The organism is Paraperibacillus esterisolvens, from assembly GCF_046237625.1.
GTDB classification, from domain to species: Bacteria; Bacillota; Bacilli; order Bacillales; family DSM-1321; genus Paraperibacillus; species Paraperibacillus esterisolvens.
This window is the reverse complement of sequence record NZ_CP143545.1, coordinates 521,915-541,687: the sequence shown is the minus strand read 5'-3', so window position 1 is coordinate 541,687 and position 19,773 is coordinate 521,915. Positions and strand designations below refer to the sequence as shown.

Below are 19,773 nucleotides of genomic sequence, written 5' to 3'. Positions count from 1 at the left end.
TATTCAATTGAAATAATTTGAAATCTTCTCAGTTTTTTACTCAAAAAACAAAAAACAGTCGATCCATAAGAAAATCGACTGTTTTTTTAAGAAATATTTTACGCCCGAAAAAAAGCTTGATTAATTAAATGCAGAAAAAGCTTTTTCAGCTGCCTGGGATGCACAAGCTTTTTTTTCGTGGTGCCGCGTTATGTGCCGCAAAATGTCCGGTAAGGAACCTTGCCCGCTGCAGGCACTAAAGTGTATTCTTCCTGCTCTGGCGTATGGGCGTACGGCTTTGAGAGAACAGCCAGGAGTTTCATCATCGGATCAAGATTTCCATCCTCCGCGGCGGCCTCGAGTGCCTCTTCAACTCTGTGGTTCCGCGGGATCACGGCAGGGTTGCTGTTTTTCATCAGTTCTTGCGAGGCTTCCGCTGTCTCTTCCTGCCTTGACAGCCTCTCCTGCCAGGCCCTGTACCAAGTCTCAAATTCTGGAGTTCCGGAAAAGGTGGTTTCATCAAGCCTGCCAAATGTAAGGGCCCGGAAGGTATTGGTGTAGTCGGCCCGGTGCTTCTGCATCATGCTAAGAAGATTTTCAATCAAGTCTTTGTCTGCCTCCTCCCCGCCGAACAGGCCAAGCTTTGCCCTCATGCCGACGAGCCAGTCACGGAAGTAGATCTTGCTATAATCGGCAATCGCCTCCTGGGCGCTTTCAATAGCTTTGTTTTCGTCATCATTCAGCAGCGGCAGCAGGGTCTCGGCAAAGCGCGCCAAGTTCCAGCCGCCGATGTTCTGCTGATTTCCGAAAGCATAGCGGCCCTGGACATCAATCGAGCTGAAGACAGTGGCCGGATCAAAAACATCCATGAATGCGCATGGTCCATAATCAATCGTTTCCCCGCTGATGGTCATGTTGTCAGTATTCATCACTCCATGAATGAAGCCGGCAAGCTGCCACTTGGCGATCAGCATGGCCTGGCGCTCAATTACCGCACGCAAAAGGGAAAGATACCGGTTATCATCTTCCTTGATTTCCGGGTAATGGCGGTCGATGGCATAATCGGCCAGTGCCTGCAGGTCATCAACCGATGCGAACCTGGAAGCATATTGGAATGTGCCGACACGGAGATGGCTGGCAGCGACCCGTGTCAGGATGGCACCTGGAAGCGGGGTTTCCCTGAGGACCGCTTCACCGGTTGCCACCACAGCCAGGCTACGGGTGGTCGGGATGCCGAGTGCATGCATCGCTTCACTGATGATATATTCGCGAAGCATCGGCCCTAGTGCCGCCCGGCCGTCACCGCCGCGGGAGTAAGGCGTCCGTCCCGGCCCCTTCAGCTGGATATCATACCGTCCGCCGGACGGGGCCGCCTGTTCCCCGATGAGCACAGCCCGGCCGTCACCGAGCATGGTGAAATGTCCGAATTGATGCCCGGCATAGGCCTGGGCAAGCGGCTCTGCTCCATCCGGCACGGCATTTCCGGCAAGTATATTGACAGCCTCTTCACTTTGAAGTACATCTGTATCCAATCCAAGCGACTCTGCCAGCTTTCCGTTCAGAATCACCAAACCGGGATCCTCAACTGGCTGCGGATTCTGCTTGGTATAAAAGGTTTTCGGAAGACTCGAATACGTATTTTCCAGGTTCCATCCTGCTTGTTTTGTCATGGGAAGGCTCCTTTATATTCTGGCTTTTGATTTACTTTTCCCTAAATACACAGGGAGGACACTACAAAATGGCTGCTCCTGACTTTTTAATTATAGCGCATTTTACGGCAGAGAACTGTAGGGGGGACTGGCCCTCTCATGCATCATTATATACCGGGGAAGGCAGACTAAGCATAGTGAATTCTCATGCGGGAGGATGAGTTAGATGCTTGATTTTTATCAGGACCAGGAAGCCCTGACGACGATAGAATGGATCCTGCGGGCAGTGGTTGCCTTCGTTTTTTTAGTGCTGGTTGCCAGGATATTGGGACAGCGTGCCATTTCCCAGCTAAGGCTCCTTGATTTTGTCATAGCCCTCGTTATCGGTAACATCATCGCCCATCCGCTGTCTGATCAGCATCTGGGCTTAAAGGGTTCGGTGACCACCACCATTGTCCTGGTGGCCCTGTATTTATCCGGCATCCTCCTGATCTTGAAATGGCCCTGGTTCAGGAATCTGGTCAATCATAAGCCGGTCACGGTTGTCAAAAACGGCAGAATTTTGTATGAAGGCTTGAAGAAGGCCAGGATCACCATTGATGTCCTGCTGGAGGAACTTCGCCAGGATAAGATAGCCGATGTGAAAAAGGTTGCCCTGGCAACATGGGAAGCGGGTGGAAAGCTCTCAGTCTTCCTGGATCCCAAGTACGAACCACTCACCCCCGCTCTTTCCGGAATCAAAACCGAGCCTTTTTTTCTGCCCAGAACCATTATAAAAGAAGGCCGGATCATCCCAGATGTGCTAAAGGAAATCCAGAAGGATACAGACTGGGTGATAACGACCCTTAAGGGCAGGTATGGAACCGAAGTGGAAAAGGTGCTGCTCGCCACGGTTGACAGGGATGACAGCCTGAAGGTGTTTTTGTATAAATAGCTTTTAGCATATTATTAGTAAAACCAGGGACCCTGGAGCAAACCCTTGGTTTCATTCTTTCCTAACACCTCAACCCAAAGAACGAAATTTTTCAGTATGGTTAAACCCTGCCGATCGTATCGTTCAACTTCTTTCGGTATTTATCCTTCCATGTTGGCTCATCTTTCACGAGGTCGTCACAGAATGCTTCCACGTCCTTACCCGTGAGGTCAGTAACTTTCTTTCCTTCCGCTGCACCTTCTTCAAATAGATCAAGAATCCCATTATAAATACGGCTGATATCCTTCCACCCGGTGGGTCCGCCGCCAGCAGTCCACATATATTTTTGGATGGCTTTGTAAGCGCTGTGATATTCACTTGGAAGCGTCTTTGCACGTGCCTCTATCTCTTTCCACTCCCTCTTTTCATCCAGACTTCCAAGAATTTTTTCAAAAATGTTCATGCTTCTTCTCCTTTAGATTGTAAATGATAAAAAGGAGCTAATTAATGTATACGACTAATTGATTTCGTATAACGAAAATAGAAAGGCCGCCCAAGATAAACCTGGCGGCCGTTTCTTCAAACCTTATTCACTTTTTCGACACCACATATTCAGCCAGCCGGTCCCAGGTTTCGGTAATGCCCTGCTCCATACCCATATCGAGAACCTTCTGCAGCTCTTCCGCTGTGTTGTATTCGGCGCGGTTTACGACCCTGGTCCTGCCGTCCTGTTCTTCAAAAGCCAGGATACTTCGTGTGGAGGGCAGCCCGTCGGCCTCATTTCCCTCTGCATCAGAGAAATAATCGACATAAACGATCTTTTCTCCATCGACAATCTCCTCATAAACCGCCTTGCCCCAGGATTCCATTCCGTAAAAGTCTCCCTGATTCTTATCCATGCACTTCATGCAGTAATGCCAGGTTCCACCTTCACGGAAATCAATGTTACACACGGTGAGCTCCCAGCCGCGCGGGCCCCACCACTGCTTCAGATGTTCTGCTTCTGTAAACGCTTTGAATACAAGCTCCCCTGGAGCATCAAACTCACGCTCCAGAATGATTTGGCTTCCTTCAACTCTTGAGACCATTTTTGCTGTCGGCATTTTACAGTTCCTCCCTGGAATATTATTTTCAAGCTTCCCTGGATGACTGGACCCATAAAATTTAGCAATCGCCTGCTAGCTGCAGCAGGCGTCTCCTTTATGATTCTCCACACGTCCGCTGCTCTCCTGCTGAACCCTGCACGAAAAAACCATCCGCTTCTTTCAGCGGATGGCCGTTCTGTTGACTTTATTAACGCCCAGCACTCCATTGCATTTGATAAACTTATCTGAGCTTAATAAAAGAAAAAGCTCACTTTTCTATTTTAGTATACTATTAAACCGTCATTCTCCAGCTCGAAGCGGCCAGCCAATCTTCCATTTCCTCATAATCGGGCATGATCCGGCCGACAAGGCGCCAGAAGGAGCGGTCATGATTCAGGTGAACCATATGGCACATCTCGTGGACGACTACATAATCAATAACAGACCGGGGAGCCATCGCCAGCTTCCAGTTAAAGGTCAGCTTCTGCTTGGAGTCACAGGTCCCCCATGTGGTCTTGCTGTCAGTGATCCGGATCGAACGGGGCTTTAATTTGAAATATACTTGATACGACTGGATGCCGGCCTCCACCAGGGTCTTGCATTGCTGGTAATAAAACCGCTTCAGCGCCTGGCGGATCCGCTCCTCCTCGCGATGCTTTACATAGATGTACAGTATACTGCCATTGAACACAACATGATCCTGCTCTACACCTGCATCATGAAAGACCTCGATCGGGAAAGACTTGCCGAGATAAAGAAAACCTTCACCCGGATCATAGGATTTCTCCTGCGGCCCTGAAAGCCTGTCCTTCATTTCCTTCAGCTTTTCCTGTATGGGTGCCCAATTCGCCTCGAGCAATCCTTTTATATCTTGCTCAGGAGTTCCCTTCGGAGCAAGGATCGTGACAATTCCATATCCATCAACCGTTATGCCAAAGGATTTCCGGTTCTTAAACTGCACCTCATAATGAACGGCCTCGCCATTATACGTATGAATCATCGGCCTTTAGACCCTGTATTTAAGGGCCAGTCCCTTTAGGAAATTCCGCGCGAACTTATCTCCGCATTCCTTATAATTTTTATGGCCCTCTTTTCGCAGTAAAGCACCCAGTTCCCCTTTGGTCACCTTGATTCCCGCTCTGTCAAAAATATCAAGCATATCCTCACTCGTCAGTGCGAGCGCAATCTTGATTTTCTTCAGCAGGATATTATTGATATGGCCATCCGTCCTCTCCGGAGGCGCCGGCACGGCACTCTGCCCCGGTTTCGGCTCCTGACGGCCTCTTTTAAACGTAATCAGCCCATTCAGGAAAGACTCGAGCATCCTGTTATTGCACTTTAGCTGGTCATCATTTTCTTCCGGTTCATCCTCATAGCTGTCTCTCGTCTTCGTCAGCAGCTTCAGAACCTCATCCTTCGACACATCCACTCCGCCAAGCTTAAAAATCTCGACCATATCTGAATTCTTTATATCCAGTGCATATCTTGTTCTGATTAAAATATCATTATTATCCATCTGCGTACCTCCTGTATCTGCCGCATGTAACTATTCACTGCTTATTATACCGTTTTTGCCGAAACTTACCGTACATGAGAGCTAATAAAATAACATATTGAGGAGCAGAGTGGAAGTCATTGTTCTTTGTACTGGTATATTTAACGAAAGAATGAACTTTTTTCGGCATTCGATCAGGGTCCTTTCAAAAAACCAAAAACACATTCATCTTCCACCGGGACAAGCATAAAATGGACTAACCACTTTATTGCCGAAAGGAATGTCTATGAATGTATCAAGATCCAGAGTAACGGCTTCTATTTATGCCCTGATGGCGATCAGCTTTTGGGGAGTATCCTTTGTTTCGACGAAAGCAGCACTTGTGAGGCTCGATCCCTATTCACTGCTGGCCCTCCGCTTTGGCATTGGGGCGCTGTTCCTGCTTTTAGTCCTCACACTGCAGCGCAGCCGGCTTCGCATTTCTGTCACTCATATCCCGCATCTGATCGTCCTCGGGGTCCTCGGGGTATTCATCCATCAGGTTCTGCAGACTACAGCGCTTTTGACCATCGAAGCCTCCTCAGCTGGCTGGCTCATTTCCTTCTCTCCGGTCTTTACAGTCATCCTCTCGATTCTATTCCTGCACGAAAAGATGACACTGGGGCGGGCAGCCGGAATGACCGCCGCTATCACCGGGGTCCTGCTCGTGACCGCAGCAAGAAGCGGTGATTCTTTTCACCTTGCCTTGAACATCGGCATTTTCCTCATGATCCTCAGCACCCTGAACTGGGCGGTATACTCCATCCTCCTAAGAAGCCTGAGCCTCCCGTATACGTCACTGGTTATCACCTTTTATATGTGCCTGACCGGCCTCATCCTGACCACTCCCTTCTTGATCCGGAACAGAGGTTGGGAAGCTCTCCCCGAGATGAATCAGTCACAATGGGCACATCTCTTGTTCCTCGGCATCTTCGTTTCGGGTGTCGGCTACTGGTATTGGGGGAAGTCGCTTGAAGTACTGGAAGCTTCCAGAGTTTCGATGTTTTTATATTTGGAGCCGGCTGTAACATTAGCGGCAGCCGTCCTGCTTTTGCAGGAAAGGATCTCAATCCTCGCCGCATGCGGGGGAATTCTCATTATCATTGGTGTGGTCATTGTGAATGGGAGGATCCCCCCTTTTCTGGCCGGACTTTTTAGAAGATAAAAAACCACAGACCTTCAGAGCAGCTGGAAGGTCTGTGGTTTTTGTTAATCGTAGCTGTAATGCTGTTCTGGCAGGTTGTCATAGATGCCGGGGTCGGCGGTCTTAATGGACCCGTCCGCAATGGCGTTTGCTGTGGAATCCATAGCCAGGAAAGCCTGTTTTGTAAGATAGCCATTTGATTTTTGGCCGAGTACATACGGCTCATAGGAATGATCAGCCATTCCGCGCATTTCAAACAGCATGACGGAAATGCCATACTGCAGGGCCATGGCATTGGAGGCTACATTCGGATTAGGGCTTGGCTCATCATATTTAAGGATAAAAGCCCAGCCTGTCGAATCTACACCCTGATGAAGGACAGAGGCAAGTTTTCTTGAATTCAGGGCCACTTCGGGATCTACATCGGGATTCTGAGGAGTCAGGATGGAACCGGACGTCAGCTTTCCGAAATAATCCTCCTGAGTGCCCTGGTGGTGAAAATCAATCATATAGTCAATCTTATATTTCTGCAGGACATTCTCATGGAGCGCCCGTGTTTCCGGAGCTGCTTTGTTGATATGATCGCGGTTCAGGTCAATTCTATCAGCGTTATACCGTGTAAGATGCCGTCCGCTCGCCATATAATTTTCCAGCGGGAAGTTGACATCTCCCATTCCCCCATCGGCATTCAGCATCGGCACGATCAGGATATTTACGTTTTCCAGCATATCCTTGATCTTCTGGCTATTGGAACCAAGGTGGCGGATATAATCGAGCGCCCCTTCTGTTGTCAGGGCTTCGTTTCCATGCTGCTGCGTCAGAAAAAGGATCGTCGGGTTAGCAGGGTTTTTCATATACTTCGCAAGATAGAGATCACGGCCCTTCACGGTCTGGCCAATGACTTCAAGCTCCATCTGCTGCTGTTTGTCATCCTGTTTCTTTAAAAAATCCGCCATTTCATCATAAGTCGTAAGCATGGCGGTCTGTACCGTTTCATTTCCTTTCACATCAGGACCATTGCCAACAGCCATTGCCGGAGTGAATGCCAGGCACGAGCCTGCAATCAGGGCCGAGAGGGAAAGGGAAAGCACTTTTTTCTTCATACTGCTTCCTCCTTATTGTTAAAAACCGTTGTCATCATCTCGGGTCGTAGGATCACTGATGGAATTCGACGCTTCAGGTATTTCATCATAAATTTTCGGATCAATGCTGTGGATCGTGCCATCCGCGAGCCCCTTGAATACATCATAAAGAGGTGCCTTTACCGTTTCCTTCAGCATCCCGCTCTGTTTCTGACCAAGCGTCTGGCTTTGTCCCTTGATCTCGATCAGCATGATAGCTGCGTCATTTAATGCAAATGCGCCAAGCGCTGTTCCCGGCAGGTTGACATCAGGATATTTCTGGATTGCCCCAAAGTGTGAGAAGCCTCTCTGCAGCGACAAATATGAAAGGGCATTTACCTGTTTGCCCAGCTTCAGCACATCATTATCCACTTCATAGGTCTTCCCGCTGAATGGATCAGTATAAGACTGAGTGGCCACAACGGCTGCCAGCTGAACAGGTACAGAACGGTTATCTTCATCAGATACTGTATTGAAGCCGCGGTGATGAACATCTACATACACATCAGGTTTGAATTCCTTAAACACACTTGATACTGTCCTGGACTCAGCCGTGACAAAGAGGCCCCCATTCCTGCTGTTATTTGAACTCTTATTATTCAGGAAAGCCGCAACCTCTGCTTTGTCTTCATCCTCAATGCGAAAATCCAGATTCGGGTTGTAATCACGGTTCTGGTCATATCCCGGTATGCCGTAAACTACCCGGCCGTTATTGTTCTGGGCGCGCTCGCTGCCATCTGCATTATAATACCAAGGGAAAGCAGTCCCTGACGGCAGGCCGATTGCCTCCGGCTTCCAGGTTTGATGGGTGTATCGGGTTGGGTACCATTTGTCTTCAAAAAGATTGTCCGATCCTTCAGGATTGATGCGCGGCATAATCCAGATGGACACCTTATCCAGTATCTCCTCAACTTCCCTGCCGCCCGAAGACAACTTCTGGATGATATCAATCGCAGCCTCGGTGCCGATCTGCTCATTCCCGTGAATTTGAGTCGTTATGAGGACCCTCTTCTTACCCGGATCCGCACTGCCAAATTTCGCTACATAAAGAGGGCTTCCTTTATCTGCACCCGTCGCATACCCGTCAGGTGCCAGATTGGAGTACCCTGCAATATCCAGCTTCATTTTGCCCTTTGAAGAACTCTCCAGCTGCTGCAGCTTCTTAAAAAGATCCTCATTGCTCATATAACTGGCCAGAGAAATATTCTGCTCATTTTCTATGTATGGCCCATTGGGATTTGACTGGGGATCAGCCCACGCAGTCGTTGAAGTCACTGCCGTCAAAGCGAGCACTGTTGGTATCACGATCTTTGAAAATTTTTTCATGTAAATCCTCCTTTGAGTGTTTAACATGCCTAAAGACCTACAAAAAGAATTATTAGAAAATTTAAACATCTATTGTAAATTTTACAGGAAATCTGGCGGGAGTAAATTGGGCTAACAGACTAATAGACGATTTCGACACTGGGAATAAGAGCCTGTTTTTATAAAAATGCCCGCTGGCAATGGCTGGAGCGGGCATCAGTGAGCGTTCTTTAATTGCAACCATATCTGGCGGGTAAATCATGGATTTTGGCGAGTAAAACAGCCGGATACGCGAGTAAATTTCATTTCCGGCTAGTAAAACCCCCGGTTTGGCGAGTAAATTACGTAAAGCCGCGAGTAACCCTTCGATTTCAGCTAGTAAAGTAATTAAATGCTATTTTAGCAGGTTGAATGATTAGGATAAAATGAATATTTATTGATAATATTAATATTTTCATTACTTTCCGCACTCTCCAGCATAAAAATCCCTGATTTACTGAAATTATCCCTGATTCACCGCCGCCACAGCCTCTATCTCCACCAGCTGATCTTCATAGCCGAGTACAGTCACCCCGGTCAGAGTGCTTGGCGTATTATGATCACCAAGTGCGTCCCTCACAGCTCTCCAGACTGTGACCAGATCCTTCCGGTTAGTTGAAGCCACCAGGATTCTTGTATACACCACGCTTTTTAAAGTACCCCCGCTCTCTGCCAGCACGGTCTTTATATTCTCCACACACAGCTTTGCCTGCTCTGCATAATCATTGGGATATGGCACCCTTCCCTCTTTATCAAGCGGGCAGGACCCGGCGAGAAAGAGCAGATCCATTCCGGCCGGGATTCTGCTGGCATAGGGATAGTCCACGGCTGCCAGGTTTTCCGGATTATGAAAAGACTTCGATTCGCTCATATGATTGCCTCCTTGCGGCTGTTGGGCTTGTTTGCAGCCAGTCGATATACTCCTATAATTCTTTGTAAAGTAGAAAATCCCTTGTTTCAAAAGCCGCCCATGCTTCTCCTGCAAAAAAAAAGCCATCCGCCAAAGCGGACAGCCCTTCTTCCCTTATTTAAATGCCGGGATGGCAGTTTCGTCATATTTTTCTTCGAGGAATTTACGGACTTCCGGGCTTGTCATGGCTTTGGCAAGCTTTTGGATCGGCTCTGAGTCTGCATTATCTTTGCGTGCCACCAGGGTGATCGCGAAGTCATTTTCACTGCCTTCGGTAAGCAGGGCATCACTCTTCGGAGTCAAACCAAGCGGCGCTGCATAGGCAGGTGTCATGAGGACAGCATCTGCATCGTCATACATCCTGGCCAGCATCAGAAGATCCACTTCTTTGAATTGAAGGTTCTTAGGATTGTCCTTGATGTCTGCTTTTGTATAATAGACATCCTTCTTTTCCTTCAGAGAAATCACGTTATGCTGTGCGAGAAGCGACAGGGAACGGTCAATGTTGGAGACATCGTTGGCGATGGCAATTGTTGCGCCCTCAGGCAGTTTATCCATGGATTTATATTTTTTGGAATATACTCCGTAATTGGCAAAGTAAATTGGCTGCACAGGAACAAGGTCTGCGCCTTTCGAACGGTTGAATTCCTCCATGTAAGGTACGTGCTGGAAGAAGTTTGCATCCACTTCTTTTGCTGCAAGGGCGCTGTTCGGCTGGACGTTATCGCTCAGCACCTTCACTTCAAGCTCGATGCCTTCCTTTTTAAGCTGCGGCTTTACAAGGTCTAAGATCTCGGTCATTGGCGGAATTAAAGAGGCTACCTTCAAGGTTGTCTTTTCCTGCTTCTGATTCTGTCCCTTTTTTTCATTTTTCGCTTCGTCTTCCTTGCCGCAGCCGGCTAAGGCGATGAGGAGCGCCGTGATAAGTAAAAGTATTTTCTTCATGATTTATCCTCCTGATGTTATCTTTTATCAATCAACCGCGCAGCGGTAGTGCCGGTGAACTGGACAAGCTGCACGAGTATGATCATGATTACGATCATATAAAACATTAACTCCGTCTTGAACTGCTGATAGCCGTAGCGGATGGCAAAATCCCCGATTCCGCCGCCGCCGACCACACCCATGATCGTCGAATAGGAAATGAAGCTCACAATCGAAGTGGTCAGCCCGAGAACAAGACCCGAGCGGGCGTCCACGTAAAGGAATTTGAATACCACCTCCCTGACGGAAGCCCCCATGGAAACCGCCGCTTCCATCACCCCTCTAGGCACATCCAGTAACGTCTGCTCCACCAGACGGGAATAGTGCGCAATGGCAATGATTGCAAGCGGAATGGTCGAAGCCGCCGTGCCGATCGCGGTGCCCAGAATGAACCGGGTAAACGGGATCAGAAAGACCACTAAGAGTAAAAATGGAAAGGACCGGATGATATTAACCAGCAGGTTCAATACCGAGAAAACCAGCCGGTTTTCAAGCAGCTGGCCCCTCCTGCAAAGAAAAAGCAGCGTACCAAGAGGCAGCCCTATCAGCACCGCCGCTAAAATGGAGATGCCGACCATCACAAAGGTTTCACCGATTGCCTGCCAGATCTGGGTTTCATATTGAGCTATGACCTCAGGCATCGGCTGCACCTCCGTTTTTCAGCTGATTCACGAAGTATTCCGGGCTGTCATCCCCAGCCTGAATCCCCCACGGTTTGCTTTCAACCGTGTCGTAGATTTCCCCGTCAGCCATCACCGTCACCCTGCTGCAGATGCTCCGTATGACTTCCATCTCATGGCTGACCACCACAATCGTGACACCAAAGGTTTTATTGATGTTCTCAAGAACCCCGAGAATGCCGGCTGTAGTATTCGGATCAAGTGCTGAAGTCGGTTCATCACATAACAGCACCCCGGGATTATTCGCAAGCGCCCTGGCAATGGCCACACGCTGCTTCTGTCCTCCGCTTAATGCCGCAGGATATTTCCCTGCAAACGCCTCAAGCCCCACGAACCGAAGGCACTCCATCACACGATTCCGGCGCTCTCTGCGGGGGAATCGGGCCAGCTCAAGGGAAACCGCGACATTCTCATAAACCGTCTTATTTGCCACGAGATTAAAATGCTGGAAGATCATCCCGATTGACTTCCGGGCCTTGCGGAGCTGGCTGCCATTCATAGCGGTCAGACTGCGGCCATCAATTTCCACCTCGCCCCCATCCGGGATCTCAAGCAGATTCATCAGCCGCAGCAGCGTCGACTTCCCGGCACCGCTCGCCCCGATAATCCCATGGATCTCACCTTTATTTATCAGCAAAGAAACAGACTTAACGGCCTGGAACTCAGAGAAATGTTTACTCACCTGATGTAATTTAATCATAAAAAAAACCCCATTCTATTATTGGAAGGGTAATGGCAATTCATTCATTATAGCTTAAGATGCCGGGGTTGTCATGCCGGCGGTTCTAAATCAAAAAGAGTCTGAACAGTTTGTTCAGACTCTCTGCCACTTTATCAATAACCGCCCAAACTTTAATTTTCCCCAATGGCCCTGTAGCGATCCATGATTTTTTCCTGATATCTGTCGGTCACGAAGATTGACCCCTCTAGATATTCATCCGCCTTATCTTCATACTCATCAGTTAACTCCATGTATTCTTCATCACCTGTCGCCATATATGACCGGATATTGGATGCCATGTTCCCGTGGGCACTAAAGGCCTTCAGGAGGTTTTCATGCTCATACTTAAAGGTTTCCGGCGGCTTCACATCCTCAAGCTCCTCCACGATTTCTTCGTAATCTTTCACAAGCTCCTTAGCAGGGCCTTGTAATTTTTTATATTCCTCCAACCAATCGGGCTCAAGGCCGATATGAACGCCAGAGTCATCCACCGTATCCCGGAACTCATCCTGTGCAATTTTCCCTTTCACTATTAAATCAATAGCCAGCCGGCTGTATTCCTGTTCATTCAGCTGTTTAGGCGACATTATATAGAAAGCAGCGCAGATAACGGCCGCCACCGCCGCCGCAATCCCGACCTTCTTCCTGCCATATTTATTCAGGAGGCCTGATTGGACGGTCCCTGCTGGCTCTGGAGCTCCAGCAGGCACCATTTGTTCCAGCGCTGCCGGCAGCGTCTCTGCTGTCCTGCTTCCCCTTACAGTGGCCGACCCGCAGTCGCCGCAAAATTGTGCCCCTGTGGGGAGGGAACTGCCGCAATGTGTACAAAAGCTCATAAAAATCCTCCAGGTTATCTAAGATTGTTAGGTTAAAATAGTAATAAATGATTGCCCGTCTATAGCTCTGTTTGGCCGCCCTTAAAGGTCTTGGAGACATGCGTGACCATAGGGTCGTAAAATGCTTTTGCACGGGAAGGATAAGTGATTGTCAGATGAGAGATAATATCTTCGCCGATCACCGCTTTTTCATAGACAATATTGCTTCCGTCCATATAGGAGACTACATACCAGTCGGTCCCCAGCTTTTGGTAGGAAGCTGGGACTGTGAGATTATCCAGTGCCCGGTTATAATACGTTTCAATTGTCTCATTATCTTCTATTATATTAATGTGACTTCCATATGCGGTAATGACTGCATCCCCGCTGTAGAATTCCCTTCCATCATTGTTGTCAGGTGCCGGGCCGGCTGTGAACGTCGCAGGTACTTCCACAGTGAATCCGAATCGCGAATTCGTATAGGGGCTATAAAAGAATTTTCCTTTATATTCTTCCTGTGGAGCTTTTTCCTGTGGAGTTTCCGGTTTTTTTGTTCCGGCAGCATCTTTTTTAGCAGTGGCATTCCTTACGATACTGTTGAGGGCCGTTAGCTGCTCCTCTGTCATATTTTGGCCAGCCTTCAGTTCAGTTCCCTGCTCGATGACCTCATCATATGAACCTTCATCCAAATGCTGATTCATCGCTGCTATCTCATCATCCAGCTTATCCTTAGCTGCTTTCATGGAGGTGAGCTCTGCCTCATAGCCGTCAATCTGGCTTTTCATGGCCCCATATAATTCATCTTCCTTAATGACGGAAAGGATGGCGTCCGCTTTATCAATCTCATTGTTTTCCAGATGAGTGGACAGCACATCCATATTCTTAGCCATCTGCAGCCAGTTTTTTGCATCCATATTTTCTTTCTCCTCGGCTACGGCCAGCTCAAAATTACTTTTTGCCTTATCAAAGTCAGCATCCGCAAGAGCAAGTTTCCCTGTTTCCATCGCCTTTACAGCTGTTGTACTGCCCTTCTCCTCTACGCTGCCTTCCGCCTGGCATCCTATCAGTCCGAACGATAGAGCGGACGCCAGTACAATAGAAGCAAAACGATTTATTTTCATATGATTTCCCCTTTTGATGTATCTGATTTCGTTAACACTCGGTTGTTATATCCAGTAAGCTTTATCCCCTTTTGGATAGGTCCTGTCAAATTTAAATCATTATAAACAGGTATCAGGTATTTATTGTACCTTCCTATGTATTATCGGCATAAACCCGTCTATTTTTCACCATATTTTAAGCTTCCCGCTTTAGGCATCAGCTCTGAAAGAGTTTGGAACTAAATGGCTTTCACCTGACCATCAAAAAAGGAAAGGCGGTGAACCCCGCCTTCCCAAACTAAATGTTTTGTGTTAAGACTATACTGCTTCTTCCTATTTTGCATTTGCATCAGGCTGATGAATCCCGAATGTATTTCCTTCTGTGTCGATGTAATAGCCCTGCCACGCCATCCCAGGCAGTGCATATTTAGCCAGTGCCATCGTGCCGCCATTTGCCAGAATCTTCGCTTCTGTTACATCGTAATTCTCCACGCCCATTGTACAGGCAAACCCGTTTAAAGGCTGTCCTGTTCCCGGCGCATGACCTTGCCGCTGCATCAGAGCACCATCAATTCCAAGTTCCCCCTCTTGGCCCGTCACAGCCCCAAAGTAAGGTATTCCCGCAAAATCACTCCAATCCTGAAAGGTCCAGCCGAATACTTCTCCATAAAAATTCTTTGCCCGTTCCATGTCACTTACATGGATTTCAAAATGTACTACTCTCCCCATAGGTTCCTCCTGTTTAGTTAGATTGGCCACTATCTTAAACCTCTGGTTGTATACGCACTCATGTCTTACTTATCATTATAACCGGCAGGTACCATCATTCAATCTATGATTTTATTGTTTTTCTTCTATATAACCTTATTTCACATCGGTCAGTCCCTTGTTGGTATCCATAGTTTTAGACGTGAGTACCAGCTCTAGCATTATAGATTTTTTACATCTAATGCCCGTTAAGCTTCCCGTTTTTAATTAAAACTTCATCTTTTTATATCCAATCCCTTCCATGTTCTCGTATAAATTTAATATCCCTTTGATAATGTTCATAATGGCCTTCGTCTAACATCTTCTGAAAAGCGGGGTCTCCTTCACCTGCTTTTCTCTTCATGTATCTGCACAACCCTTCCAATCGGAGCAGGACCATATCTAAATATCTGTCTTTCATTCCCTCCATACCGTAGGATTCAAAAAACAGATCCACTCTTTCCCTTATACGTTCAGCACCATGTGCCTGGGTATAAGGAACTTCCTCGCCTTTTTCAGTATAATAATGTCTGCTTAATGGAACACAAGTGTAGAGAGTATAGGCAATGTCCCAAAGTCTTGGTCCGGGAGCTGCTACATCAAAATCAATAATGCCAGCGGGCCTTTCATGCTTGAATATGATGTTATAAACTGCAAAGTCATTATGGCATACAACCTCAACTGGATCCGGAGTGTTATCCATGGGCGGCCACTCATTTAATGAGGGAAAATCACTCACAGCATCATGATATTGACGGAGCATTGCGGCTATTCCCTTTAAAGCATCATGGGACCACATATATTCTTTTAGAGGATAGTGTCCGGCTTCTCCTTCAAGATAGGATAATATTTCTCTATTTTTCTCATCTATCCCTAAAAACATCGGGGCATAATCAAAGCCCTTGCTTTCAAGATGCTGTAATAATCTATGTATCCTCTCACTGCCGGGCTTTAATTCCCGTCGTACCGTATCCTCCGAACGATATACGCTTGAAACGTTTCCTCCTGTTAACTTTTCTTCATTGTGCGGATTGGGCATTTAAATTTCACTCCTTTCTTCTCCACAGAAAAAGGCTGCTAAAGCAACCTTTTAACTCATTTACCTTAATTTCTTTTTTGTCTCCAATTATACAGAAGAGTAGCTAAAAGGTTTGCTCCTATAAACAGAGGATTTCCTTGTGCATTAAAATGTAATTCCTGCATTTCAAAACTCATTTTGTCGTAGTATTCTTCCTTAGTTAATCCTAGTTCTTTACTTCTTGCGTCGATCTCTTTTACTTGTTTAATATATTTATATTGCATGGGTAAAAGGATAATTGATAATAAGATATAGCAGCCGATAACCGCCAGGGTTGCGTATAAGCCCATGGTTTCCCGCCTCCTTCTTTCTTATTGGTGTTCCCTTAACTCTATATACGCACGATGTATAGAAGTGTTTCAAAAATACCCCAATGAACCAGAGGCTATACGGCTGCTTCAATAAGTTTTTTTATCCACTTATGAATTTCATCAGCAACGAATCCAGGATCATCCCATTGGACCATATGTCCCGTTTCATCCATAGGGATAATCGTTACATCACTGATGCTCTGCTTCAGATGATTGATCCCCTTCTCTCTGGCATGTTCTAATTCAATCGGCAGAGTTGCATGAATCAGCAATAATGGAGACTTTATATATTCATACGTTGTTGTAAAGCCTTCTTTAAAGAAGGCTTTAATTATCGATAATACCGAAAACTTTGAACTGATCAGTTCATATGTGTTTTTTTTAGTAAAGTTTGCCGAGACCATGTATTCAATTGTTTCATTCCATCTTTTTGAGTAGGCTTTATACTCATTTTCAACCTCTGTCCAAGTGTTGAAAACAGAAGAATGATCGAGATAATGTTCCCACCCTTCGTATACCTTTGAAAAGGTCATATCATCCTGATAATCCGGGAATGTATAGCCGCCGTCAAGGAGGATGATTCCCTTTACTTTTTCAGGAAACTGTTTTGCATAATGCAAGGCAATATCAGCTCCCCAGGAATGACCTAAAATATAGAACGGCCCGCTTATTACAAGCTGAAGTACACGGTTATACCAATTCGCTATATTTGAGAATAGATATTCCTCTTCCTTTTCAAATGAAGACGTCTTTCCATGACCTGGATTATCAAAAGAAATGATATGATAATGCTCATTTAGATGCTCAGCTAGCTCTGAAAAGGAAGCACCACTATTCCCGAGTCCATGGAAACAGATTATAGCCGGGTTATTCTTTGTTCCCCATTCATAATAATGAACATTCTTTCCTTCTATTCTGACGGTGGATTGCTTCATGATTTCTCCCTGCCTCTATTATTACTCCGGGTTCCCGGACACCTTTACTGGGCTAAAATTCCCTTTCTCCGAACTTCTCTAAGCCATCCAGGGAACTCATTGAATAAGCGGTCATACAGCTCTTCATCTGTCACTTTATCGAGATCTCTAAAGCTGAAGAAATCCGCATTGTCCACCTCACGTCCCGGCAGATCATCCAATTTCTGAAGAATTCCGAATTTGGCTTTTCCTATTCCGATGAACTGCCAGAAAATATTTTTGCTGGAAGCTTCTTTCAAGAGTTTTCCAATTTCCTTGTCTTTATAAATGCCTCCGTCACTGAAGAAGAGAACATACGTGGGAATATCATACCGCGGCATTTCTTTAGTATATTTCCGGATCACCTTCGCCATCACGTCCGGTTCGTTGTTCCCATATCCAATTCTTGGTTTCTTCGTAATTCCGGGACCAGGATAAGTTCTTTCTATGTAGTTTTCAAAATCCCTCTCGGTTACGCTTGGCGCGTTGAATGTCTTGTCTGCAAAGAAAAACACATCCATCTCGCCGTCATCGTCAAAGCAAGCAGCAACAGCAAGCGCACGTTCAAATGCACGCTGGACCGTCCCTTTCCGGTATAAGCCAGCCATTGACCCTGACGCATCCAGAACGGCCACAACACGCGCTTTTTCTGTCCGAAGGTTTTTCTTCTCAAGAGAAACAACCACTTTTTCCTTTAACAGATCAATCTTTGTTAAATTGACTTTTACAGGTGCCGGAGCCGGCTGCGGCGAAGGTGCCGGCGCCTCATCCTCCACGGCCACTCCATGTGCTTCAGCCAGCGGCTTTAATCCGCCGTTGAAGCCTCGTCCAATACCCCTGATCTTATATCCTGATGAATGCTTGTAGAGTTCTGCCACAACAAGTGCCCGTTCTTTAGATGCACCGGTTACTTCGTATACAATTTCATTACCATCTGTTTTTACTATCAGCCTGCAGCCCTCGACACCGCTGAATGTTCCAGCTCCATCTAGAGTTGCTGTGAACACACATTTTTCAATGGATGGAGAAATCCTGTCCAAATCGATGGAAAATCTTACGGCATTAGCTCCGGTATTTGAAAAGCTTACGCTTCTTTCCGGATCTTCAGGCTGGTTATAGAAGATCATGTAATCGTCAGACGGAACCTTCCCGTTATTTCCCACCATAAAGTTCGCAATATCCAGGTCGCAGGGTGACTGGTTCCATTCCACCCTTAGTTCCACTTTTCCAGTTTTGGCAACTGGCGCGTTCGCTCCAGCCGGCAGTTTTGTTACGTTCATAGAGTTTCCCCCTTATCTATACTTCTTCTCCCCGCTTCTGTCTCAATGTCTATTAAAGGATAAAAACATTCCGCTAAAGTTACCCCTAGGTCAATGAAAATAGTAATATAGCCAGACTCCGGGAAAAGACTTTTAACCTAATGGTTCTTCCCCAAACCTTTCCCATAAGATAGGAAATAAGCTTTCCAGTTCATCTTCTTCCCAGTCAAAATCTATTTCATCAGCAGGCTGCAGCCCCTTATTCTCAAGGTCCGCTAATAACTCATCATAGATTTTGTCATCCCATTCTGTATCCCCCTTCTTAATGAGGGTATATGCATCCATTCCAACTGAAAGCAATTCTTCGTTTTGTGGAAATCCTTCTTCATCAAGGTTATCTCCATTTATATATTCTGCTAGAAATTCAGGGTCTTTCATGACTTTATGAAATATTTCTTCTCCCTGGCCGATCAGCCACCCGCGGAAATAATCAAATGCATCGTCCGAACAGCCGCCCATCAAAACAAATGCCGCTCCCCATAAACGTGATGTATAGCTGGCGTTCATTAAACTCTGAAACACAAATTCGAAATCTATAACTTCCTCTAATCCTTTTTGAGACAATTCCTCTGTCAACCAGTCCGCCGATTCATCAGCTTTCCTGGACTTTTCAATTAAACTCCAAAATTCCTGCTGGTCCATTATAAAAACCTCCAAAATTTTATTAATGCTTAATTTCGACATTCTATACGCGGCTTCCTTCTCTTTCCTGCTCCCATTTATTTTATTGCGGCCGTTTCAATAAAAACCTTGGAGAAGGCAGAACCTCCTGTTCAGCCTCAAAAAAGGCAAGTTGGCCTGGAATACAGGAAATCAAGGAAGGCATTCCCATTCCTACAGCCCGTTCCAGGGCAGGGGCCAGGTTCAGTTCTCTGCCGTCTATTTCTTCATCCCAGGAAATAACATAGCAGGTATCCCCTGCGCCATTTTGCTTTAACAGCTTTTCTATTACTTGAGGATCTGAGTTTGGTTTTGGAATGCTGAACAGATATTCTTCCCGCAGGGTTTCTCTATAAGAATGACATAGACGGCTTAGGGCATCTTTACGCTTCTTAGCTGAAGACAGTTCGAATATTACCCTGTCCTGGAGCCTTTTCGTGAAAAAGGCTTTTACTATCACCTTTTCTCTCTCTTTATCCACTATAATCCCCGCCTCATTTCTAATTTTCAGCTCTCATTATGTCAGAGTATTAAAACCCTTCCTTCCAGTTTGTACCTTATAAAGTATTTTTGACAGTCAGAACCTCCTTTTTCCAACAAAAATCAAACTAGAAACCTGGCAGCCTACCCCCACAATTCAATCTCTCTTTCCTAAGACTTTGTTGTTGGTCTTTTTTTATGTACCGCTATTTTTTACATACTTATCAAACCATCCATACATATTTA

General features: G+C 46.4%; 23 protein-coding genes. 3 read left to right on the top strand and 20 right to left on the bottom strand.

The features are described 5' to 3' along the window. Positions 1-188: 188 nt before the first annotated feature. Positions 189-1,649, bottom strand: coding sequence for a protein adenylyltransferase SelO (locus V1501_RS02815; protein ID WP_409291347.1), 1,461 nt, complete (start codon positions 1,647-1,649; stop codon positions 189-191). A 205-nt stretch (positions 1,650-1,854) separates the two neighbouring features. On the opposite strand from V1501_RS02815, the gene V1501_RS02810 reads away from it, so the two are divergent. Beyond that, complete coding sequence (locus tag V1501_RS02810) at positions 1,855-2,562, top strand: DUF421 domain-containing protein (RefSeq protein ID WP_409291346.1); 708 nt, start codon at positions 1,855-1,857, stop codon at positions 2,560-2,562. Positions 2,563-2,662: 100 nt separating this feature from the next. On the opposite strand, the gene V1501_RS02805 is transcribed toward V1501_RS02810, so the two are convergent. Together V1501_RS02805 and V1501_RS02800 are read right to left on the bottom strand one after the other, a co-directional pair. Next, positions 2,663-3,004, bottom strand: coding sequence for a DUF1048 domain-containing protein (locus tag V1501_RS02805; protein WP_409291345.1), 342 nt, complete (start codon positions 3,002-3,004; stop codon positions 2,663-2,665). A gap of 127 nt (positions 3,005-3,131) precedes the next feature. Then, positions 3,132-3,644: an SRPBCC domain-containing protein gene (locus V1501_RS02800; RefSeq protein ID WP_409291344.1), complete on the bottom strand. Its 513-nt coding sequence runs from the start codon at positions 3,642-3,644 to the stop codon at positions 3,132-3,134. 99 nt (positions 3,645-3,743) lie between these two features. On the opposite strand from V1501_RS02800, the gene V1501_RS02795 reads away from it, so the two are divergent. Beyond that, on the top strand, positions 3,744-3,875 hold the full coding sequence (locus tag V1501_RS02795) for a hypothetical protein (protein WP_409291343.1): 132 nt from the start codon (positions 3,744-3,746) through the stop codon (positions 3,873-3,875). 43 nt (positions 3,876-3,918) lie between these two features. On the opposite strand, the gene V1501_RS02790 is transcribed toward V1501_RS02795, so the two are convergent. Further along, positions 3,919-4,626 (bottom strand): M48 family metallopeptidase, encoded by a 708-nt coding sequence (locus V1501_RS02790; protein ID WP_409291342.1) that lies wholly within the window; start codon positions 4,624-4,626, stop codon positions 3,919-3,921. Between the two features lie 6 nt (positions 4,627-4,632). Beyond that, on the bottom strand, positions 4,633-5,142 hold the full coding sequence (locus tag V1501_RS02785; RefSeq protein ID WP_409291341.1) for a DUF1456 family protein: 510 nt from the start codon (positions 5,140-5,142) through the stop codon (positions 4,633-4,635). A gap of 265 nt (positions 5,143-5,407) precedes the next feature. Here V1501_RS02785 and V1501_RS02780 point away from each other — a divergent pair, with 265 nt between their 5' ends. Further along, complete coding sequence (locus tag V1501_RS02780) at positions 5,408-6,325, top strand: DMT family transporter (protein WP_409291340.1); 918 nt, start codon at positions 5,408-5,410, stop codon at positions 6,323-6,325. A gap of 44 nt (positions 6,326-6,369) precedes the next feature. Here V1501_RS02780 and V1501_RS02775 read toward each other — a convergent pair whose 3' ends face one another. The 15 genes from V1501_RS02775 to V1501_RS02705 form a co-directional block, all read right to left on the bottom strand. Further along, positions 6,370-7,407, bottom strand: a complete 1,038-nt coding sequence (locus V1501_RS02775; RefSeq protein ID WP_409291339.1) for a M14 family zinc carboxypeptidase — start codon at positions 7,405-7,407, stop codon at positions 6,370-6,372. An 18-nt stretch (positions 7,408-7,425) separates the two neighbouring features. Continuing rightward, a complete protein-coding gene (locus V1501_RS02770) occupies positions 7,426-8,751 on the bottom strand; it encodes a M14 family zinc carboxypeptidase (protein ID WP_409291338.1) in 1,326 nt (441 codons plus the stop codon). Positions 8,752-9,232: 481 nt separating this feature from the next. Next, on the bottom strand, positions 9,233-9,640 hold the full coding sequence (locus V1501_RS02765; protein WP_409291337.1) for a RidA family protein: 408 nt from the start codon (positions 9,638-9,640) through the stop codon (positions 9,233-9,235). Between the two features lie 153 nt (positions 9,641-9,793). After that, the gene (locus V1501_RS02760; RefSeq protein WP_409291336.1) at positions 9,794-10,624 is read right to left on the bottom strand and encodes a MetQ/NlpA family ABC transporter substrate-binding protein; all 831 of its coding nucleotides are present in this window, start codon (positions 10,622-10,624) and stop codon (positions 9,794-9,796) included. A gap of 17 nt (positions 10,625-10,641) precedes the next feature. Beyond that, on the bottom strand, positions 10,642-11,304 hold the full coding sequence (locus V1501_RS02755; protein WP_409291335.1) for a methionine ABC transporter permease: 663 nt from the start codon (positions 11,302-11,304) through the stop codon (positions 10,642-10,644). Beyond that, positions 11,297-12,043, bottom strand: coding sequence for a methionine ABC transporter ATP-binding protein (locus V1501_RS02750; protein ID WP_409291334.1), 747 nt, complete (start codon positions 12,041-12,043; stop codon positions 11,297-11,299). Before V1501_RS02750 ends, V1501_RS02755 begins: the two co-directional genes overlap by 8 nt. 152 nt (positions 12,044-12,195) lie before the next feature. Continuing rightward, a complete protein-coding gene (locus V1501_RS02745; RefSeq protein WP_409291333.1) occupies positions 12,196-12,900 on the bottom strand; it encodes a zinc ribbon domain-containing protein in 705 nt (234 codons plus the stop codon). A gap of 59 nt (positions 12,901-12,959) precedes the next feature. Beyond that, positions 12,960-14,000: a hypothetical protein gene (locus V1501_RS02740; protein ID WP_409291332.1), complete on the bottom strand. Its 1,041-nt coding sequence runs from the start codon at positions 13,998-14,000 to the stop codon at positions 12,960-12,962. A 312-nt stretch (positions 14,001-14,312) separates the two neighbouring features. Further along, on the bottom strand, positions 14,313-14,708 hold the full coding sequence (locus V1501_RS02735; RefSeq protein ID WP_409291331.1) for a VOC family protein: 396 nt from the start codon (positions 14,706-14,708) through the stop codon (positions 14,313-14,315). A gap of 262 nt (positions 14,709-14,970) precedes the next feature. Beyond that, a complete protein-coding gene (locus V1501_RS02730; RefSeq protein ID WP_409291330.1) occupies positions 14,971-15,765 on the bottom strand; it encodes a phosphotransferase in 795 nt (264 codons plus the stop codon). Positions 15,766-15,830: 65 nt separating this feature from the next. Continuing rightward, positions 15,831-16,094: a DUF3949 domain-containing protein gene (locus tag V1501_RS02725; RefSeq protein WP_409291329.1), complete on the bottom strand. Its 264-nt coding sequence runs from the start codon at positions 16,092-16,094 to the stop codon at positions 15,831-15,833. A gap of 95 nt (positions 16,095-16,189) precedes the next feature. Further along, complete coding sequence (locus V1501_RS02720; RefSeq protein ID WP_409291328.1) at positions 16,190-17,050, bottom strand: alpha/beta fold hydrolase; 861 nt, start codon at positions 17,048-17,050, stop codon at positions 16,190-16,192. 44 nt (positions 17,051-17,094) lie between these two features. Further along, entirely contained in the window at positions 17,095-18,348 is a 1,254-nt protein-coding gene (locus V1501_RS02715) for a vWA domain-containing protein (RefSeq protein ID WP_409291327.1), read from the bottom strand. Between the two features lie 132 nt (positions 18,349-18,480). After that, on the bottom strand, positions 18,481-19,029 hold the full coding sequence (locus V1501_RS02710; RefSeq protein WP_409291326.1) for a DUF4240 domain-containing protein: 549 nt from the start codon (positions 19,027-19,029) through the stop codon (positions 18,481-18,483). Between the two features lie 82 nt (positions 19,030-19,111). Continuing rightward, on the bottom strand, positions 19,112-19,528 hold the full coding sequence (locus V1501_RS02705; RefSeq protein WP_409291325.1) for a hypothetical protein: 417 nt from the start codon (positions 19,526-19,528) through the stop codon (positions 19,112-19,114). Positions 19,529-19,773: the final 245 nt, after the last annotated feature.

Coding starts and splice junctions, on each gene's coding strand:
- V1501_RS02740 (WP_409291332.1), bottom strand. CDS start 14,000: ATGAAAATAAATCGTTTTGCTTCTATTGTACTGGCGTCCGCTCTATCG.
- V1501_RS02800 (WP_409291344.1), bottom strand. CDS start 3,644: ATGCCGACAGCAAAAATGGTCTCAAGAGTTGAAGGAAGCCAAATCATT.
- V1501_RS02765 (WP_409291337.1), bottom strand. CDS start 9,640: ATGAGCGAATCGAAGTCTTTTCATAATCCGGAAAACCTGGCAGCCGTG.
- V1501_RS02755 (WP_409291335.1), bottom strand. CDS start 11,304: ATGCCTGAGGTCATAGCTCAATATGAAACCCAGATCTGGCAGGCAATC.
- V1501_RS02720 (WP_409291328.1), bottom strand. CDS start 17,050: ATGAAGCAATCCACCGTCAGAATAGAAGGAAAGAATGTTCATTATTAT.
- V1501_RS02815 (WP_409291347.1), bottom strand. CDS start 1,649: ATGACAAAACAAGCAGGATGGAACCTGGAAAATACGTATTCGAGTCTT.
- V1501_RS02785 (WP_409291341.1), bottom strand. CDS start 5,142: ATGGATAATAATGATATTTTAATCAGAACAAGATATGCACTGGATATA.
- V1501_RS02730 (WP_409291330.1), bottom strand. CDS start 15,765: ATGCCCAATCCGCACAATGAAGAAAAGTTAACAGGAGGAAACGTTTCA.
- V1501_RS02795 (WP_409291343.1), top strand. CDS start 3,744: ATGATTCTCCACACGTCCGCTGCTCTCCTGCTGAACCCTGCACGAAAA.
- V1501_RS02805 (WP_409291345.1), bottom strand. CDS start 3,004: ATGAACATTTTTGAAAAAATTCTTGGAAGTCTGGATGAAAAGAGGGAG.
- V1501_RS02760 (WP_409291336.1), bottom strand. CDS start 10,624: ATGAAGAAAATACTTTTACTTATCACGGCGCTCCTCATCGCCTTAGCC.
- V1501_RS02775 (WP_409291339.1), bottom strand. CDS start 7,407: ATGAAGAAAAAAGTGCTTTCCCTTTCCCTCTCGGCCCTGATTGCAGGC.
- V1501_RS02750 (WP_409291334.1), bottom strand. CDS start 12,043: ATGATTAAATTACATCAGGTGAGTAAACATTTCTCTGAGTTCCAGGCC.
- V1501_RS02780 (WP_409291340.1), top strand. CDS start 5,408: ATGAATGTATCAAGATCCAGAGTAACGGCTTCTATTTATGCCCTGATG.
- V1501_RS02745 (WP_409291333.1), bottom strand. CDS start 12,900: ATGAGCTTTTGTACACATTGCGGCAGTTCCCTCCCCACAGGGGCACAA.
- V1501_RS02810 (WP_409291346.1), top strand. CDS start 1,855: ATGCTTGATTTTTATCAGGACCAGGAAGCCCTGACGACGATAGAATGG.
- V1501_RS02790 (WP_409291342.1), bottom strand. CDS start 4,626: ATGATTCATACGTATAATGGCGAGGCCGTTCATTATGAGGTGCAGTTT.
- V1501_RS02725 (WP_409291329.1), bottom strand. CDS start 16,094: ATGGGCTTATACGCAACCCTGGCGGTTATCGGCTGCTATATCTTATTA.
- V1501_RS02710 (WP_409291326.1), bottom strand. CDS start 19,029: ATGGACCAGCAGGAATTTTGGAGTTTAATTGAAAAGTCCAGGAAAGCT.
- V1501_RS02715 (WP_409291327.1), bottom strand. CDS start 18,348: ATGAACGTAACAAAACTGCCGGCTGGAGCGAACGCGCCAGTTGCCAAA.
- V1501_RS02735 (WP_409291331.1), bottom strand. CDS start 14,708: ATGGGGAGAGTAGTACATTTTGAAATCCATGTAAGTGACATGGAACGG.
- V1501_RS02770 (WP_409291338.1), bottom strand. CDS start 8,751: ATGAAAAAATTTTCAAAGATCGTGATACCAACAGTGCTCGCTTTGACG.